Genomic DNA, 20,265 nt, shown 5'->3' on the forward strand with positions numbered 1-20,265 from the left:
CACGCACCTCTGGTGTGAGGAGCAAATTTATGCTATGTTCTACTGCAAAGTTGACAGCGGTATGAATATGCTGACTCTTCCGGGCGTTGAAATCACAGAGCTCATCTACGAAAGCGCAAACTCCCTGGTTTACCGAGCATTCCGACAACCCGACAGTCTCCCCGTTGTCCTCAAAATCCTCAAAGAAAATTATCCCACGCCCCAAGAACTCGCCCGCTATCGCACAGAGTATAAAATTACACAATCTCTGAATCTGAGTGGCTGTATAAAAGCCTATGATTTGCAGCCATATCAAAACACGCTGGTGATGTTTGTCGAGGATTTTGGTGGCGAAGCCTTGAAAATTTGGATGCAGCAGCAAAAATTTAGTATTGCAGAATTCTTGCGAATTGCGATCGCAACCACAGAAAGTTTACAACAAATTCACAGCGCCAACATCATTCACAAAGACATTAACCCTTCAAATATTGTCTTCAATCCAGCTAGCGGAGAACTCAAAATCATCGACTTTGGGATTTCGACGCAGTTGACGCGGGAGAATAACACCCTAAAAAATCCCAACATTTTAGAGGGAACTCTTGCTTATATGTCGCCGGAACAAACCGGCAGAATGAATAGAAGTTTAGATTACCGCACAGATTTTTATTCCCTGGGCGCTACCTTTTACGAACTGCTGACATACCAACTGCCTTTTGACACCCATGATGTGCTGGAATTAGTACACAGTCATCTCGCTAAACAGCCCTTGTCTCCATCTCAGGTGAATCCTGAAATTCCGCAAATTATTTCCGATATTGTCATGAAGTTGATGGCAAAAAACGCTGAGGAGCGCTATCAAAGTGCGATCGGAATAAAAGCGGATTTAGAAGAATGTTTAAATCAACTGCACAGCCATAACAATATATCAGTTTTTACCCTAGGGAGTCAAGATATTTCTAACCGTTTTCAAATTCCACAAAAACTTTATGGCAGAGAGCGAGAAATTGATAGCTTACTGACAGCTTTTGCACAAGTCAGCCAACAAGGCAAAGATGTCTGTGCCACAAGTTCACTGATGCTGATTTCGGGATATTCGGGTATCGGCAAATCAGCTTTGGTGCAAGAATTATACAAGCCGATTACTCAACAGCGCGGTTATTTTATATCCGGCAAATTTGACCAATATCAGCGCAACATTCCCTACAGCGCAATTGTCAGCGCTTTTCAGGATTTAGCCAAACAACTGTTAACAGAAAGCGAAGTGCAACTTAAAGAATGGCGGGAAAAATTATTAGACGCATTGGGAATCAACGCTCAAGTCATTATTGACGTAATTCCCGAAATTGAATTAATTATCGGCAAGCAACCCGCGCCGCCAGAATTGGGTGCTGCAGAAGCGGAAAACCGCTTTAATTTTGTGTTTCAAAACTTCATTAAAGTTTTTACTAAACCCGAACATCCTCTGACAATATTTATCGATGATTTGCAGTGGGCTGACGGGGCATCTCTGAAACTGATGCAACTGCTGCTCGGCGCTTCGTCAACGGGACTGTTTTTAATTGGGGCCTATCGGGATAACGAAGTTTCTGCGGCTCATCCGTTAATGCTAACGATTGCAGAGATTATCAAAACAGGGGCAAATGTCGATCGCATTTTCCTGTCACCTTTGGATTTAGCCTCTGTTACTCAACTAATTTCCGATGCCCTGAATTGTCAGGAAGCAAGAGTCAACTCCCTTGCGGAGTTAGTCTTTTTCAAAACGGGTGGGAATCCTTTCTTTATGAATGAATTTCTCAAATCGCTTTATACAGAAGGGCTATTACAATTCGACTTTACCCCCAGGGCTGTTTCATTCTCACAAAAACCAGGGTTTTGTAGGGGCAGTGCCCCCGTGCCCCCCCAGCCGATAGACGAGGGCGATTCCCTACAGGATAGCTTCGCCGCGCGTGGGGAGATTGCCCCTACAGGGCTTTCAGATATTGTGGCAACCACGGGGGGATTGCCCCTACAAGAGAATGAAACAGACCAGTCTTGCCAAGAGGGGAGCCAGGGGAGTTGGCAGTGGGATTTAGATAAAATTCAAGCGAGAAATTTCACTGATAATGTTGTCGAATTGATGGCTGGCAAAATTAAACAACTGTCACAGAATACGCAGGAAACGTTAAAAATAGCAGCCTGCATTGGCAATCAATTCGATTTGAAAACCCTCGCCTCACTTTGCGAAAAATCTGTGGGACAAACGGCGGATGAGTTGTACGCAGCCGTTGCTGAAAATTTAGTCGTGTTGCTGGGGAACATGGGAGATGTGGAATTAGAAATTGCAGGGAAATTACCCAAGTCCCAATTCCTAGAACTCAAATTTGTCCATGACAGAATTCAGCAAGCGGCGTATTCGCTAATTCCCGAACAGGATAAGCCGATTTTGCATCAAAGAATTGGGAGATTTTTGCTGCAAAATAGCCTCGTAGATGACAGTACAAATGCCTATCATACAGAAGAAAAAATCTTTGAAATTGTCAATCAACTAAATTTTGGTTGCGATCTAATTTCCCATCAGCGAGAAAGAGATGAACTGGCTCAGTTAAACCTGATAGCAGGTCAAAAGGCTAAAGCATCAACTGCTTATGAAGCAGCGTTTGAGCATTTTAATGTTGGCCTAAAAATGTTGAGTGCAGATAGTTGGCAAAATTCCTATAACTTAACTTTGTGCCTTTATGAAGAAGCAGTAGAGACAGCCTATCTAACAGGTAATTTCATCATAATGAATAAGTTATCAGAGATTGCATTACAATCTACAGTAATAGTAATTTCAAAAGCAAAAATTTACGATGTGATTATTCAAGCTCATATGTCTCAAGGAAACTTTAAAGAAGGAGTGCAAACAGGTTTATTTTTTCTTAAGTTGTTAGGAATTGATTTGCCAGAACAGCCAAAAGTTGAGGATATTAAAAAGGGCTTTGAAGAAACAACTACCCTGTTAAAGGGACGAAAAATAAAAGAATTATTTGAGTGGCCTGAAATGACGCAACCAGAAGCTCGAACCGCTTTATTTATTTGTTCAAGAATGATAGGTACTACCTATTTAACTAATCGTGATTTAATGACACTAATTGTTTTAGCTAATGTCAATTTATCCATCAAATACGGAAATTCAATCTGGTCTGCTTTTGCTTATGCAGCCTACGGCGTTGTTTTGTGTGGAATTGTTGTAGATATTGAGGCAGGTTATGAATTCTCTCAACTAGCCTTAAAGTTAATAGAACGCTTTAATGCTCGCCAAGTTAAGGCTAGAGTTTTAGATGCTTTTGGCAATCACATTATACATTGGAAAAAGCATCTAAAAGAAAGTAGAGAAATTTTACTTGAAGCTTATTATAGTGCAGTGGAAACAGGAGATTTTGAATTTATTGGTTATGCTTTATTCGATCGCTGCTTTAATTCATATTCAATGGGTTATGAACTTGTGGCACTAGAACAGGAAATAATAAATTATTGTGAAATTCTTAGCAAAGCTCGACAAAAAAGTAGCTTTAATTGGGTATTAATGTATTTACAAATTGTTCGTAATTTACAAAAAAAACATAAGAATACTCTTGATTTAAATAGTGATAATTACAATGAAAATGAATTTTTATCTATACATCAAGCTACTCAAGATAAACAAGGTTTAGGTTTATTTTATTTAAATAAATTAATTTTATACTATTTATTTGATGAAGCTCATCAGGCAGCAGATAATGCAGTAACTGCAGAACAGTATTTAATTGGTATGACAGGAATGGTTGCTGTCCCTGTTTTTTATTTTTATGACTCTCTCGCGCATTTAACTATATTTAATAAATCTTCAAACTCGGAACGAAATGCTATACTAAATCGCGTGAATAGCAGCCAAGAGAAAATGCGTACCTGGGCGCATCATGCTCCGATGAATCACTTGCATAAATTTTATTTAGTAGAGGCACTTCGGAGTGAAGTTTTGGGTCAAGTTGTGGAAGCAATCGACTATTACGATCGCGCCATCTCCCTCGCCAAAGAAAACGAGTACATCCACGAAGCCGCTCTCGCTTATGAACTTGCTGCCAAGTTCTATTTATCCAGGGGGAAAGAATTAACAGCCAAAGCTTATATGCAGGAATCCTGTTACTGCTATCAACTCTGGGGTGCGGCGGCTAAAGTTAAAGATTTAGAAACGCGATATCCGCAATTATTTACGATCGATCGACCTGTAAGTAAAAAAAGTTCAACTACATCTACTACGAACAGCCGTTCTAGTTCTTCCTTGGATATCGCTACAGTCATGAAAGCTTCTGAAGCAATTGCTGGGGAAATTGTACAGGATAAATTACTGTCCAGATTGATGAAAATTTTGATTGAAAATGTCGGGGCTCAAAAAGGGTATTTACTTTTAGAAAGTCAAGGCAAATTGCTGATTGAAGCTGAAGGTGCAGTGAACGACGAACGGATAACGGTGTTGCAATCTGAACCAGTTGAAAATTGCCAGAAATTTTCCGAAACAATTATCAATTATGTCGCCCGAACAAAAGAAAATGTGGTTTTAAATAATGCCCCTCGTGAAGGCAATTTTACGAATGATTCTTACATCAAAGCTCGTCAGCCCAAATCTATTTTGTGTGCTGCTTTGATGAATCAAGGTCAACTGGCTGCTATTGTTTATCTCGAAAATAACCTCACGACACAAGCTTTTACTCCCGAACGTTTAGAAGTTTTGCAATTGTTATCGGGACAAGCGGCGATCGCACTTACCAATGCTAAACTCTACGCGGAAGTAAAAGAACGCGAAAATCGGCTTACTCAATTTATCAATGCGATGCCGATTGGAGTAACAGTAATTGACAGCGCCGGACAAATTTCCTACGCAAATCCTACAGCTTCCCAACTCAGCGGCATCAATTATATACCCGAATTAAATGCCGCTCAATTTGCCGAAATCGGTCAAGCGTATTTAGCAGGAACTAATGAGTTATATCCCACTGCACAAATGCCAATCGTGCGTTCTTTGACGGGTGAAACTGTCAAAGTAGATGATATCGAGTTCCACCGACCTGATAAAATTGTTTCCTTGGAAGTTTCCAGCACTCCAATTGTTGACGAAACAGGTAAAATTAATTATGCGATCGCCACATTTCAAGACATCACCGATCGCAAACAAGCAGAAAAAGTTTTAGCTGATTACAACCGCACTTTAGAACAGCAAGTGAGCGATCGCACTCTCGAACTCCAGCGAGAAATTATCGAGCGACAACGAGCCGAACACGCAGCACAAGAAGCCAACCGAGCAAAAAGCACATTCCTCGCAAATATGAGCCATGAATTGCGGACTCCCCTCAATGCAATTCTGGGTTTTTCCCAACTGTTGAATCGCGGTTCTAACCTATTGCAGGAACAGCAAGAACACCTGGATATTATCACCCGCAGCGGAGAACATTTGCTCGGACTGATTAACCAAGTATTAGATTTATCCAAAATAGAAGCGGGGCGCACGACTCTCAACCCGACAAATTTTGACCTCCACCGCCTACTGGACGACATCGAAAATATGTTCCAACTGCCGGCAGAAAATAAGGGATTGCAGTTCTTAGTCGAGCGGATGTCAGACCTTCCCCAATATGTGCAAACTGATGAAATTAAATTGCGCCAAATCTTGATTAACTTGATTTCTAACGCGATTAAATTCACATCGGAAGGTGGCATTTATGTGAAAATTAAAAATCAGGATCTTGCTCAGGAAATCTGCTTTGAGATAGAAGACACGGGAGAGGGAATTGATGGCAGTGAATTAGACAAGCTTTTTGAAGCTTTTGTGCAAACTAAAACTGGAGAAGAATCGCAACAAGGAACAGGATTAGGTTTAACGATCGCACGTTCTTTTGTGCAGTTAATGGGAGGTGAAATGACAGTGAGTTCTCGTGCGGGAGGCGGTACTATCTTCAAATTTGACATTAAATTTAATGCAGTTGAAAGTACCGATCGCCAACGGGAACAGCCAACTAGACGAGTTATTGCGATCGCACCCAATCAACCCCGCTATCGAATTCTCATTGCAGACGACGCTTTTGACAACCGGCAACTGCTGGTTAAACTGCTTTCCGCGATCGGTTTAGAAGTCTACGAAGCCAAAAATGGGAGAGAAGCAATAGAAAAGTGGGAGCAATATTCGCCGCACTTAATCTTTATGGATATGCGGATGCCGGTGATGGATGGGTATGAAGCAACCAAACAAATTAAAGCCAAAGCATCCTCAAGATCCTCCCTTGTTAACGGCGGCGGGGGTGTCGAAAGTCAAGCAACAGCAATTATTGCTATAACAGCAAGTAGTTTTGAGGAAGAGAAAGCTCTTATCCTCTCTACCGGGTGCGAGGATTTTATTTGCAAACCATTTAGAGAAGCAAACATATTTGATGCTCTGCACAAACATATCGGAGTGCAATTCGTTTTTGAAGAACTAAATGCTGCGCCCAGTTTCACAGAAAATGAAGTAAATGTATTGACAAAAACAGCTTTTTCTGAACTGCCTACTGAGTTAGTAGCCAATCTCCAGCAAGCCATTAGCAACCTCGATGTGGAACAGATGCAAACAGTCATCAATCAAATTCGCGAAATCAATCAGCCCTTAGCTAGGGCGATCGCAGCTTGCATTAAAAATTTTCAGTACGAACAGTTGCTAAATGTAATACACACATTGAGGGATGAGACATGAACAAAAACCTCAGTTTTAGCTGCCAAGAAAGTATTTTAGTTATTGATGATTGTCCTGAGAACTTAAAACTTTTAAGCGGGATACTATCGGCTGCTGGGTATAAAGTTCACCTGGCTCCCAGTGGGAAATTAGCTCTTAATTTTATCAATACCAACTTACCAGACTTAATTTTACTGGATATTATGATGCCTCACATGGATGGCTACGAAATCTGCAAGCAGCTAAAATCTACTCCCAAAACTCAAAATATTCCCATAATTTTTATCAGCGCTTTGCAAGAAATTTTTGATAAAGTAAACGCATTTTCTGTGGGCGGAATAGACTACATTACCAAACCTTTTCAACAACAAGAAGTTTTAGTTCGCGTCGAAAATCAATTGCGTCTGAGTAGGATATCTAAACAACTTATAGACCAAAATATTCTCGAAGAGCGCAACCGCATGGCGCGGGAAATTCACGACACTTTAGCGCAAACTTTTGCAGGCATTATCATACATTTGGGAGCCGCACAACGGGTAATACCCACAAATCCAGAACAAGCACAAGTACACATGAAAACAGTCTGCGAACTGGCTCGTTCTGGACTTGCTGAAGCACGGCGATCCGTAGAATCTTTGCGCCCGCAACTGTTAGAGGATGGCGATTTGTATAGCGCTCTCAACAAAATTGCTAAACAAATGTCATCAGATACTGATACTCGCACTATTGTTGAAGTGGTTGGCACGGCATATTCGCTACCATTAGAGGTAGAAAATAACCTGTTGCGGATCGGGCAGGAAGCATTAACAAATGCTTTCAAATATGCCAAAGCTACGTCGATAAAAATTGAGTTAGTATACGAAACATCCAACTTTTTTTTGCGGGTGCAAGACAACGGAGAGGGATTTAATACGGAAAGTATCGGTTTGAGCAATGGCTTTGGTTTATTGGGAATGAGAGAACGCGCCGATCGCATTAACGCGCAGCTAACTGTAAACAGCCACCCTGGAAACGGAACAGAAGTTATAGTTTCAGTTAATCGACAGTAAAGTAAGGTAGATATTTCGCACCATACATAGTAAGTTTGTAGTGATAAATTCAGTTTTTTTAATAAAATTAACAGGGTCAACATGATTAACCAATCAAACATTATTCGCGTTTTAATTGCAGACGATCATTATATTGTGCGGCAAGGTTTAGTGGCGCTGCTGAATCAGGAATCAGATGTTAAAGTTGTGGCGCAAGCAAGCAACGGGCAAGAAGCTGTTACAATGTTTCGCGAATATCAGCCCGATGTCACCCTTATGGATATGCGGATGCCCCAAATGGATGGAGTCGCCGCCATTGCTGCGATTTGTGCGGAGTTTCCCAGCGCCCGGATTGTGGTGCTGACGACTTATGACGGCGATGAAAACATCTATCGCGGATTGCAAGCTGGTGCTAAGGGCTATCTGCTGAAGGATGCGGAACCAGAGGAGCTCTTAGCAGCAATTCGGGCGGTTTTTGAGGGTAAAAAGTACATTCCGCTGGCAGTGGGTGTTAAGTTAGCCGATCGCCTGAGTGGACCTGAATTGAGCGATCGCGAATTAGAAGTTCTCCGCCTCATAGTCGCTGGTAAAAGCAACAGCGAGATTAGTGAAGTTCTGCACATCAGCGAAAGTACCGTCAAGTTTCACATCAACAATATTTTGAGCAAAATGGGAGTTAGCGATCGCACGCAGGCCGCGATTTCCGCATTAAAACGGGGGATTGTCAGCCTGTAGTTTAATTATAAGTATTTTTACTGAGAAATATGACTATTATGACGGCAAATAATGATAAATAAGACCTTAAGTTTTACGCCAAAACTTTTTAGTAAGGCTAAGCTGGAGCTCCTAGGACAAATTAGCCCTGCTCAAAAAAAATGCTTTATTCATTTTTGTCCAAATCTCAAGTCAAAGTCCGCTTTTTAAAACAGTTTGCAGCCGCTGTTTCGGCGTCTTTAGCACTTAGTGCAACAACCAGTTTGAAACCCTCGCCGGTATTAGCAGCTAGCAATATCCCCCCCGCAAATCAAACCTCGACTCAGTTAGTCGCAAAACCTGATTCTAGCTTGCAGTTAGGGCAGTTACGCAGCACTGTTCCGGTGCAGACAATGCAGCTCGATCCGGGCGGATTTATCCCGATCGCGATCGGCGGTATGATAATTATTCTGGTGCTGCCGCTATTTTTTGGCGGATTGGTAGTAATTGGCGATCGGGAAGTGGGCATTGTCAGTAAAAAGTTTAGCTTCGGCGGCAAGTCTTTACCGCCCGGAGATTTAATTGCCTTAAACGGAGAAGCGGGATATCAAGCTGATACTTTGCCCCCCGGTTGGCACTGGGGTTATTGGCCTTTGCAGTACAACGTTCGCAAAGAGTCTCTGACTGTAGTTCCCCAAGGTGAAATTGCTTTAATTATCGCCGCCGCCGGCGAGTCGATTCCGCCGCAGCGCATCCTGGGCAAAATCACAGAATGCGACAATTTTCAAGATGCTCGCAAATTCCTTAAAGGTGGCGGGGAAAAAGGTCGCCAACTCGGCATCCTGACGGGCGGCAGCTATCGGATCAATACGGCATTATTTACGGTAATTACAGCAGCTAATGCTCCCAAACACGGGATGACAGCGGAACAGTTGAAACTCTACAAAATTGCTCCCGATAAAGTGGGAGTCGTCACAACTTATGACGGCGTTCCGATCCAAGATGGCGAAATTGCCGGCCCGATTATCCCGAATCACGACAACTTCCAAAACGCCCAGAAATTTATCAGCGGCGGCGGGCGGCGCGGCTTGCAGGAACAGGTTTTGCTTTCGGGTTCTTGGAATTTAAATCCTTGGTTTGTCGGGGTGGAACAAGTGCCGATGACGGAAATCCCGATCGGCTATGTCGGCGCGGTGATTTCCTATGTCGGCAAAACCTCGGAAGATGTGAGCGGTGCTGCTTTCACTCACGGAAATTTAGTAAATGTCGGCAATAAAGGGGTTTGGGTGACACCTCTTTATCCGGGGAAACATCCGCTGAACACTCGCATTTTGAAAGTAGAGTTAGTCCCGACTACTAATATAGTATTGAATTGGTCTGGTAAAACAGAACGGCACAGTTATGATTCTAAACTTTCGTCTTTAACCGTGCGTTCTCAAGACGGTTTTGCCTTTGATTTAGAAGTAGCTCAGATTATTCACGTTGGAGCCTTGGATGCTCCGAAAGTTATTTCTCGCGTCGGTTCCATGCAGAACTTAGTTGACCATGTTTTGCAGCCGACAATTGGGAATTATTTCCGCAATTCGGCTCAAGCTTATTCTGTATTAGATTTTCTCTCGGCAAGAAGCGGCAGACAAGCGGAAGCTGCCGAGTATATCAAAGCAGCTTTGCGTACCTACGACGTGCAGGCAATTGATACTTTAATCGGGGATATTTTGCCGCCTGCAGAGTTGATGCAAACTCAAACAGATCGCAAAATTGCTGAGGAACAGTGCAAGACTTATGAGGTGCAGCAATTAGCACAAACTCAGCGGCAACAATTGGTGCGGGAAACGGCGCTGGCTGAGATTCAACAAGAGATGGTGAAATCGGAACAAGGCGTGAAGATTTCTGAGTTGAAAGCGAATTCTCAGGTGAAACAAGCTCAAGGCGAAGCTGAGTCGATTCGGGTGAAGGGAAATGCTCAAGCTGAAGCTTATCGCGCGGGTGTTGTGGCTTTGGGAGGTTCGGGTTATACGGCTTTGCAGTTAATGCAAATTATAGGCGATCGCAATGTGCGAGTTGTGCCGGATGTTGCGGTAACAGGCAACGGTAGCGGTGGCGGTTTGGTTGATGGTTTGCTGGGAATGATGATGTGGAATCAAACGAGCAAAAATGGAGAAAATGGCGGGGAGTTACCTGTAGTTAACCTACAGAAATCGCAACCTGCGGCCAAGTTATCAGTAGCCCAGGCGAATTCTGTTAAGCCGTCAGCATCTCGCGCTAATTCCCCCGTTGGGAATTCTGAGTCTGATATTGATGCGCGGTTTGATGAATTGCCGTTTCGATCTTTTAGTTAGGTAGTTTTTGGCAAGTTAAATGATGGTATTTCATCATTCGTAGGGTGCGACCGGGCGCACCTTACACCGGATTTAGTCTCTTCTCTTTCAGTCCGCCCAGGCGGACTAAAGTTTGTGTAGACGCGAATTCTATTTGCTCCCAATGAATCTCTCTCTCAGTTGTGGCAAATCGCAGTACAATCGATCGATATTGCATCCGAGGAATCTCCCCATGTCAGAACAGTTTTCCACTGAGATTAGCGATCGCATCTGCACTCACATGAACGAAGACCACGCTAGCGCTGTCGTGCTTTACGCTCAAGCATTTGGCGGCAAACCAGAGGCTACAGAAGCTCAAATGCTCGCTATTGATGCCAACGGCATGGATTTAACCGCTAAAGTCAACGACGAAACAGTGCCTGTCAGAGTAAATTTCGATCGCACTTTAAAAGATGCCGAAGATGCTCACCACACTCTCATTGAAATGGTGAAACAAGCTCGAAAAGTTGCTAAGTAGTCAATTGCTTACTAGGCTGTTATAATTTTAACGTTTGCAGTACGGAATTTAGTCCGCTTAAATAGTTGTTAAGGACTAACCTCCTTACTACAAACCTTTAGTTTGATTAAATCATTTTAACGACTAAAATCCTGACTGCAAACAAAATATTTAATAAAGTTTAATTCTTCTCTAAACTATTCACTAAAATGACAGAAAACAACCCAAACAACAAAGAATTAGATGCCGTCAATGGCAGTAAAAATAACCATTTCGAGGCACTGGTAAAGCGACTAGATTTGATGATTCGCGCCCGCTATTCGCTGCTGTACATTGTTGGCGCGGAGGAGGAACCGGTCGAAGCCGTAATTGCCCAAGTAGCGCTGCAAGTAACTCCCGCGCGCCGGGTATTGTTCTGGGATCTTGTGCGCGGGTGGGAGGATAACGGTTCTGGGAAAGGTTCGGTAATGGCGGCGCTCGATCGCGTCAGCAAAACTGCTGTTGAAGAATATACCATATTTGTACTGCGGGATTTGCACCCAATTTTGAAATATCCATACAGCGAAAAAAGCGCGGCGGTAGTGCGGGAATTGCGGAATTTAACGCGGGAATTGAAGCGCAGCAAAAAAACTATAGTTCTTACTTCTCACACGCTGGAATTGCCGGAGGAATTGAAAGAAGAAGTCACAGTAATTGATTTTCCTTTGCCCAACGTGCAAGAAATCGACAGTTTAATTTCCCACGTTGTCGAAAAGCCGCAACAGTTGCAAGTTAGCGGTTTAGGAAGGGAACAGTTGGTTAAAGCTTGTCAGGGTTTGAGTCGCGCTAGAATCGGGCGGGTTTTGGCTAAAGCTTTGGCCGCCAAACAGCAAATTAATGAGTCAGATATTGACGGAGTTTTGGAGGAAAAACAGCAAGCAATTCGCCAAACGGGCATTTTGGAGTTTTTTAACTCGAGAGAATCCCTGAAAAGTGTGGGCGGCTTGGAGAATTTGAAACAGTGGGTAAAGATGCGGCAAGATGCTTTTACTGACGAAGCGCGTCGCTACGGGATACCGAATCCGAAAGGCGTTTTGTTAGTAGGAATTCAAGGTACTGGCAAATCTTTATCTGCGAAAACTATTGCTTGCGAATGGCGTTTGCCGCTGCTACGATTGGATACTGGGAGATTGTTTGGCGGCGTGGTCGGGGAAAGCGAAAGTCGCGTCAGGCAAATGATACAATTAGCAGAGGCGATCGCACCTTGCGTTTTGTGGATCGATGAAATAGATAAAGCCTTCGGCAACATTATCAGCGGCAGCGACGGCGATTCGGGAACTTCGCGCCGGGTATTCGGCAGTTTGATTACTTGGATGCAGGAAAAAACCAGCCCGGTGTTTATTGTCGCAACTGCAAATAACGTCAGAATTTTGCCGGCAGAGTTGCTGAGAAAAGGCAGGTTTGATGAAATTTTCTTTTTAAATTTGCCTTCAGAATCGGAACGGCAAGATATCTTTAAAGTGCATTTGCAGCGTTTGCGGCCGACTAGATTGCGCGAGTTTGATTTGGGGATTTTGGCGAAGTGCGCTGAGAATTTTAGCGGTGCAGAAATCGAACAAGTCGTAATAGATGGGTTGTATCGGGCCTTTGGAACGTTTGTCAACGGACAGCGCCGGGATTTGATGACGGAGGATATTTTGAGGTCGATCGAGGATACTGTACCTTTAGCTGCGATCGCGCGATCGCAAATTGAAGATTTGAAACGGTGGGCGGCGGAAGCGGGCGCGAGAACAGCTTCTAACGATACTCACTTAATTGATGAATTGAAACGCTACAGCCAGCGGCGAAGGGATGCGATCGACAATTAATCCCACTTGTATGGTGCGTCAGTTAAGGTTTAATTAATTCTCTGAAAAATCCCATCAGACGAACCTTCCTAATTGCATGGTGCGTCAATTCATGCCTGATTAATTATCCCAAATATCTCCCCTTATGACGCACCATACTACTACGAACCTAATTGAAAAATATCCGCAAAAATAGCATTTTTATCCACCATTCTCCCCGCATCCGGCGAATCGTAAACCACTAACAGCGAATTCTCCTCCCCCAAATATGGAAACAGGCTCAATCCCTCAGCATTGTCCGTACCAACCTTAAAAGGCAAGTCCAACAATACCTCCAAATCTCCCCCATCTTGCCCAGTAATACTGTCGCCCGATCGCCCTAAAATCCCCTTTAACCGAAAAACCCTCATCGCCCCAGATAAAGTCATCGTCGGCCCGGCTAAAACCATCAAATCTTCCCCATTCCAGCACAATTCTCGCACCCCCAAACCGTTCAAATCAACAAAATGTTTCTTGTACAATTTCCCTCCTTCCCCAATCGCCTTAAGCCTTAAAACTCCCAGTTCAGCATCTTCAACTTCTATTTCTAAAATTATCGCCCAGCCCCGCAGCACCGGCCCCCGCAAACCGAGCAAAATGCGATTTCCGCGCACCGCCAACCCTTCAATATCAAAGCCATTTTCTTTACTCGGAATCGGCACAGATAAATATAGACCGAGGTGGGTGTCATCTTTGAGCGCGTCTGTCAGCAAATTGCCTGTTTCTGTCCGCTGCAGGCATCCCACTGTCAGTTGAATTTCGGGATTGTCTGAATCGGGAATTGACTCGCACAAAATCCCGTCTTTCATAGGAATGCGCGCCAGTAAATAACGGTTGACCTCTGTCACAATTTGTGCTAATCTTTCAATGTCTTTGCCGGGGTCTTTGCCTTTAGCTTTTTTGCGTTTGGTGCTGTGAGAACCGACCACCCAAAGATAATCGTTGCTGAAATCCATTCCTTCAATATCGATTTCGGATTCTTCAGCTAGATCGATAAAATCTGCGATCGCAAATCTTTGATGTTCTCCAAAAATATGAGGCGCGACAGGCGACAAACGCTCGATCAAAGTCGTTTCATCGGAACCCAGCCACAAATAGCCATCGGGAGTTAAAGCAACAGCGGATAAGTCTGTAATAATATCAGCCGCTTCGCTGTTGAATTGCAGCAGCAGGCGACCGAGCAAAAAAGATTCTGGCATAATTATTAGCAGCAAAAGTATTGTTATGGTCAGTCATTATAGCTAAAGCTGCTTGAAACTGATATCTTGCCACAGGTGTAATAGTCTGTCGGCGAATTAATTTTCGGTATCAAAGCTTGCATTCAGTTAAAACTGAGATGTTGCATCATTCTCAATAAGGCTTTTATGGGCGGGCTAGAAGCCCAACCCCTACTCCCCACAAGAAAGAAAATTCATCTGTTGTGGAACAGGCATCTTGCCTGTTTATGATGGGCAGGATGCCCAACTCCTAATTCCCACAAGAAAATTTAATTTTTGTGGAACAGGCATCTTGCCTGTTCATGACAGAGGTGCAAGATTTGAGTTAAAACTGAGATTTTGCACCATTGTCAAGAACGGGCAAGATGCCCGTTCCACAAAGAATAGACCTATTGCAAAAATAATTAGGACGGGTTCTCCGGCTCATCCCACAATAAAAAATAACTCTTGTGGGATGGGCCGGAGAGCCCGTCCCATCAATTGAGGAAAAGGATTTTTGCAAGAGGTCTAATGAGTTTTCTTGTGGAACAGGCATCTTGCCTGTTCCTAAAAAAGTAATTGAGAATGGTGCAAGATCTCAGTTAAAACCGACTCAAAACTAAAACAGAAAATTAAAAAAAATATCCTCCTCAAGCCTCATAGCAAGAACTTCCGTTTTGAGATAAGGATTTTTAACCCCTAGCGGGCAAAACCGCAGTCGGCGGTAATTATTCAGCAAACCGAACCTCCACAGACGGATAACACCCTAATGGAAGCATTAACATCGCCGTTACGTTTCGTTACGATAAGGAGACAGAGAGAAAAACCTCTCATTCGTAAAATCAGAGGTAGCCATTATGAACGGTACATTTCGCGTCGGCAACCTGTTTGGGATTCCCTTCTTTGTCAACGCATCTTGGTTTTTAGTTCTGGGTTTAGTCACCTGGCAGTACGGCGGCGCATTAGCTGCCCTGTTTCCCACCTTGGGCCCCGTAGCGCCCTGGATGCTGGGATTATTCACAGCGTTACTGTTATTTGCTTCCGTCTTAGCCCACGAATTAGGACACAGTTGGGTAGCCATTAAACAGGGAATTGGCGTGAAATCGATTTCGCTATTTCTGTTTGGCGGACTGGCTAATTTAGAAAGAGAATCTAAAACCCCAGCCGAAGCATTTTGGGTAGCAATTGCAGGCCCGTTGGTCAGCTTATTTTTATCCGGTTTGTTAACAGCGATCGGCATCGGTGCTGGTCTCACAGGCCCCGCAGCCGCCATCGTCGGACTTTTAGCTTCCATCAACTTAGTTCTAGCCTTATTTAACTTAATTCCCGGTTTGCCCCTCGACGGCGGCAACATCCTCAAAGCGATCGTCTGGAAAATTACTGGCAACCCTTATAAAGGTGTAATTTTTGCTAGCCGCGTCGGTCAAATAATTGGTTGGATTGCCATTGCTACAGGCATATTCGGCAATATTTGGAATCTAGTAATCGGTTGGTTCTTACTGCAAAATGCCGGTCAATCTGCCCAATATGCCACAGTCCAAAATCAACTGGCAGGCCTGACAGCCGCAGATGCTGTTACCCCCGAAAGTCCGATCGTCTCCCAAGACTTGTCCCTCAGAGAATTTGCCAACAATTACGTTATCGGTAGCACTCATACCTGGCGCAGGTTCCTGGCAACAGATGATGCCGGACAATTGGTAGGGGCGATCGACCTTGATGACCTCAAAACCATTCCTACCGGACGCTGGCCCGAAGTTTTAGTCAAAGAACTCCTGAAGCCGATCGAGTTTTCCACAACCGTCAAACCAGAATTATCCCTCCTCGAAGTCGTCACCCTCCTAGAACAACTCAAAGTACAAGAACTCCCCGTCATTCGTGAAAACGGTGTCCTCGTCGGACTTGTAGAAAAAGCTGAAATCGCCCGCCTGCTACAAAGACGAGCCGAAGCGAACCCTGCTTAATCTCCTTAGATACTTGACAAATAATAGTTAACCCCCTCGATTTCCCTTTACCAAAAGGGCGATCGGGGGGGTTAACTCTAGCTTCAAAAAAGTCAACTCAAACACTCAATTATTCGCAGCAAATCAAGCATGATAATTATCAGAGTGTATAGACCTTTGAGCGAGGATTTTATGCCATCTCAGGACTATTGTCGCAGCAGCTAAAATAACTGTTCGGGGAGCATCTCTGCTGAGATGCTTCCTACAACAACTTTATAGGCAAGGTGAGTTTCGGCGCACCCGAAAGCTCAGCAATCTACATCTCAATTTCAGCAATCAAATCTAATATTTTTTGATAATCAAAATTATATAGATGATTCATCAGAACTTCCGCAAACACATCATTATCGCTGCCGATTTCCTCAATAATTGTGGCAATCAAGTCGAAGTCAGCCTCACGGACTGCCTGTTTTAGATTGCTCGTCCATTCTGGGGAAACTTTCGGCTTGGAGTCCAGCGTAAATATTGCAGCACTATCAGATATTTTTTCTTGTACCATACTTGAACTCGGCGATAAATCATTGACTTCAACATATTTATTGATAACTTCACCAGCACCCACTGCGGTAACAACTTGAATGTCAAACTTGAAGATAGTCCCTTGTCCCACTTCGCTATCGACGGTAATGTCGCCACCCATTAATCTTATGAACTCGCGGCTGATATTTAATCCTAAACCCGTACCTGTTTGAACTTGCTTTTCTGATGAAGTTTGCACCAATAATTCAAATATACTTTCTAATTTTTCCGGGGAAATACCAACTCCTGTATCGGCTACTTCAAAGGAAATAATAACTATTTCTTGATTATCCACATCGAAATCATCTTTTTCTGTCTGCTTAATTATTCCTGTTTTATTCGGCTCTACAGTAACTAAAACTGAACCGGAATGGGTAAATTTAACCGCATTGTCTAATAAATTAATTAGCACTTTTCGCAACTTAAAATCATCAGTTTCCACGTATTGGGGAACATCCGAAGAGCAGTCAATAATTAATTGCAATCCTTTATTTCTCGCCGGAATTTGAAACATATTTTGCACGTCCCCCAGCAAGCGGTACAAGTCAAAAAGTTTGGCGTTGAGTGTCATGCGCCCCGCTTCTATTTTAGATAAGTCTAAGACTTGATTGATCAGTTGCAGCAGGTGTTCTCCGCTGCGGCGAATAATTTTGATATTTTCTTTTTCGGGCAAAGTTAAATTAGTGCTGGGTTCCATTAATTGAGCGAAGCCGAGAATGGCGTTGAGGGGGGTTCGCAATTCGTGGCTCATGTTGGCGAGAAAGAGGCTTTTAGTTTTGTTGGCAGCTTCTGCGGCTTCTTTGGCTTGTTGGAGTTCTTGTTCTGCTTGTTTGCGATCGCTCATATCAATAATTATGCCGTGCCAGACAATATCTCCATTTTCGCGCAATTCGGGTCGAGAATAACCTTGTAGCCATTTGAGTTTTCCCGATGCTGTCACAATCCGCCACTCGTGGGAAAATGGTTCTAGATCGGTGGCACTTTTGACAATTGCCTCGAAGTGACTGGATCGATCGTCCGGGTACATTTGTTCGTAGAGTAAAGCAGAGTTGTTCTGGATTTCCTCCGGCTCTAATTCTTGAATTTCTCGGCACAGAGGGCTGATATATTCCATCTTGACTGAGCCGTCGGGATGCTGCACGAAGATGTAAAGCTCTCCCGGAACAGTGTTGGCTAATTTGTGAAACAGAGCTTCGCTTTTTTGCAAGGCTAATTGTGCTTGTTTGCGCTCGCCAATATCAATCCCAAATCCAAACAAGAAATCCAGGCTGCCACCTTCGTCGAGTACCGGTGTGCCGTGCCACTCGACTAACAAAGTCCGATCGTCCGAAGTGAGAATGCGATGTTCGTTAACCGTTTGCTCCCGCGCTGTTACGCCCGTAAAAATTGAATGTAATCCGGCTCGATCGCTTGGGGGTACAAATGTCGCTAAGTAATCTTTGCCTGCAACTTCTGTGGCAGTATAGCCCACAGCTTCCAGCATACTGTTATTCGCCAGCAGGATTTTACCCTCAGAGTCGATCGCCACAAAAAAAATCGGAGAATTTTCGATAATCTTTAAGTTAAAGTCGCGCTCTTGACGGATAATTTTTTCAGCTTGCTTGCGCTCCTCAATTTCGAGCTGCAAGCGGGCATTGATCGAGGCTAGCTCGCTCGTGCGATCGACTACTTGAATTTCCAGGGTACGGTTGTAGTCAGCCAATATTTGCTCTGCCTGTTTGCGAGCCGTAATATCTTTAAAAACAGTAAGAACATAAAGGATATTCCCCCCACCCTCAAACACCGGCAGTGCTCGCACTTCCAAACGAATATTTTTCCCGTCTCGGCGAATTTCCATATCTTCAGCAATCACCTCCAAGCCATTCAACGCCCGCACAAACGGCATTTGCTCGGCCGGGTACAGTTGATTAGTGCCTGTCCTATAAATTTGATAAGCTTGTGGTAGCTCTTGTGCGGTAGCATCGGGCATTTCTCCCCTCCCCAATATCTGCTCACCCGCCGAATTCATGAAAATAACTGCGCCACCCGGAGTCATCGCCGAGACTCCAACGGGCAAATTTTCTACCAGTTGGGCAAATTTTTCTTCACTTTCTGCCAAAGCTTGAAAAGACTGTTTCAGTTGAGCTGCCATCTCGTTGAAAGACTGCGCTAATTCGCCGACTTCCTCAAGCCTACTGACAGTAACAGCGCGATCGAACTCTCTGGCGGCAATATGTTTAGCTGCTTCGTTGAGCCGCAGCAGCGGCAGCGTTACCCACCTAGCTGTCAGCACTCCGGCAATTGTCGATAGCAGCAGCGCCGCCCAACAAAGTAAAATTGTAGTGCGCGTATTTTTGTTAATTTGCCCCATGAAATCGGATTCGGGAACTGCGATCGCAATCAGCCAGTTCAAACCGTAAACATCAGAAAACGGCAGCACTTCCACAAAATATTCCTGCCCGTCTCGGCTAAATTTCAGTTGCTGCCGCTGCTTAATGTCGCCAAAGCCCCCGAATTGCTCGTACAAATATTTAGCTGCGGTGCGAATGACAGGAGTTTGACTGTCTAAAACATTTAGCCGCTGCAGTTGCGGGTTTCCATAAATCTTTCTAAAGGGTGATTCTTGACTCGAACTGGCAACCAGCAAGCCCGATCGTTCGATCGCGAAAATTTGTCCCGTTTTGCTAAGCTTAATGCGATGCAGATATTGCTCAAGCTCCGAAAGCGAAAAGTCTACGGCACAAACTCCTAGCAATTTACCATTTCGATCGCGAATCGGTTGGCTGGTAGCAATAAAAACAGTCCCAGGATTAAAACCCGGATAAATGCTCGTCCAAATCGGTTTATTAGCTGCGACAGCTTCTTTGTACCAGGGGCGGAGACGGGCATTGTAGGTTCTGGGTTCTGCCTTTAATTTAGCGGTGCGAGTGCCTAGGCTGTCTGTAGCGTAGTAAATGCTGTGAAAGTTGCTAGACTTGTTCGCCACGACAATTTGCAAGCTGTTATCCGTGGGGTTGCGCCAAATTCCGAGATATTCTCCTGATTTTTCCGCACCGAGGGAAATCCACTGAATGCTTTTAAACGATCGCATTTGCTGCCAGAGGAACTTCTCTCCCCGAGGCTGTGGCTTTTCTAACTGTAAGTTTAATTCACCGCGCTCGATCGCTTCAGCGTTAAGTTGATTTACCCACTGGGTAGGTTCGAGAAAAGAAATCAGCTTTTCTTCAACTCTCTTTCCCGTCTCCGCGATCAATTTCTCGGCGAGCTCTTCGACTGCTTTGTCTCCGTTGCGAAAGGAAAGATACCCGACAATCCCAACTACGGCGACGATTTGCAGCACAAAAGAGGCTACTAGAAGGCGACGCAGGGAGATTTTTGTTTGGTGTTGAGAAGTTTTACTCGCGAATCGGGGCAACGGCATAGGCTGATGACTAATTGCTCCCTAACACTTTAACTGTTCCCGCCTGTAATTTCACGTAGGGGCGATCGAGGTGT

General features: G+C 44.1%; 9 protein-coding genes. 7 read left to right on the plus strand and 2 right to left on the minus strand.

The genetic code is table 11. From position 1 onward, the window contains the following. Positions 1-67: 67 nt before the first annotated feature. The 6 genes from QUA83_RS04005 (at position 68) to QUA83_RS04030 (ending at position 13,058) form a co-directional block, all read left to right on the plus strand. Positions 68-6,697: an AAA family ATPase gene (locus QUA83_RS04005; RefSeq protein WP_333160286.1), complete on the plus strand. Its 6,630-nt coding sequence runs from the start codon at positions 68-70 to the stop codon at positions 6,695-6,697. Next, positions 6,694-7,725 (plus strand): response regulator, encoded by a 1,032-nt coding sequence (locus QUA83_RS04010; protein ID WP_333160272.1) that lies wholly within the window; start codon positions 6,694-6,696, stop codon positions 7,723-7,725. The genes QUA83_RS04005 and QUA83_RS04010 overlap by 4 nt, the downstream gene beginning before the upstream one ends. Positions 7,726-7,806: 81 nt before the next feature. Continuing rightward, positions 7,807-8,439: a response regulator gene (locus tag QUA83_RS04015; RefSeq protein ID WP_445301759.1), complete on the plus strand. Its 633-nt coding sequence runs from the start codon at positions 7,807-7,809 to the stop codon at positions 8,437-8,439. Positions 8,440-8,579: 140 nt separating this feature from the next. Next, positions 8,580-10,736 carry a flotillin family protein gene (locus QUA83_RS04020; RefSeq protein ID WP_333291680.1) on the plus strand — a complete coding sequence of 719 codons (2,157 nt, stop codon included), beginning with the start codon at positions 8,580-8,582 and terminating at the stop codon, positions 10,734-10,736. A gap of 211 nt (positions 10,737-10,947) precedes the next feature. After that, a complete protein-coding gene (locus QUA83_RS04025; RefSeq protein ID WP_333291682.1) occupies positions 10,948-11,232 on the plus strand; it encodes a DUF2470 domain-containing protein in 285 nt (94 codons plus the stop codon). 188 nt (positions 11,233-11,420) lie between these two features. After that, the gene (locus QUA83_RS04030; RefSeq protein ID WP_333291684.1) at positions 11,421-13,058 is read left to right on the plus strand and encodes an AAA family ATPase; all 1,638 of its coding nucleotides are present in this window, start codon (positions 11,421-11,423) and stop codon (positions 13,056-13,058) included. A 140-nt stretch (positions 13,059-13,198) separates the two neighbouring features. On the opposite strand, the gene QUA83_RS04035 is transcribed toward QUA83_RS04030, so the two are convergent. Next, the gene (locus tag QUA83_RS04035; RefSeq protein ID WP_333291685.1) at positions 13,199-14,275 is read right to left on the minus strand and encodes a DUF3616 domain-containing protein; all 1,077 of its coding nucleotides are present in this window, start codon (positions 14,273-14,275) and stop codon (positions 13,199-13,201) included. Positions 14,276-15,129: 854 nt separating this feature from the next. On the opposite strand from QUA83_RS04035, the gene QUA83_RS04040 reads away from it, so the two are divergent. Next, complete coding sequence (locus QUA83_RS04040) at positions 15,130-16,233, plus strand: site-2 protease family protein (protein ID WP_333291686.1); 1,104 nt, start codon at positions 15,130-15,132, stop codon at positions 16,231-16,233. A gap of 295 nt (positions 16,234-16,528) precedes the next feature. Here the strand turns inward: QUA83_RS04040 and QUA83_RS04045 are convergent, their stop codons facing one another. After that, positions 16,529-20,110 carry a PAS domain S-box protein gene (locus QUA83_RS04045; RefSeq protein ID WP_333291688.1) on the minus strand — a complete coding sequence of 1,194 codons (3,582 nt, stop codon included), beginning with the start codon at positions 20,108-20,110 and terminating at the stop codon, positions 16,529-16,531. Positions 20,111-20,265 lie beyond the last annotated feature (155 nt).

This window comes from Microcoleus sp. K1-B1, assembly GCF_036704705.1.
Classification (GTDB): domain Bacteria; phylum Cyanobacteriota; class Cyanobacteriia; order Cyanobacteriales; family Microcoleaceae; genus Microcoleus.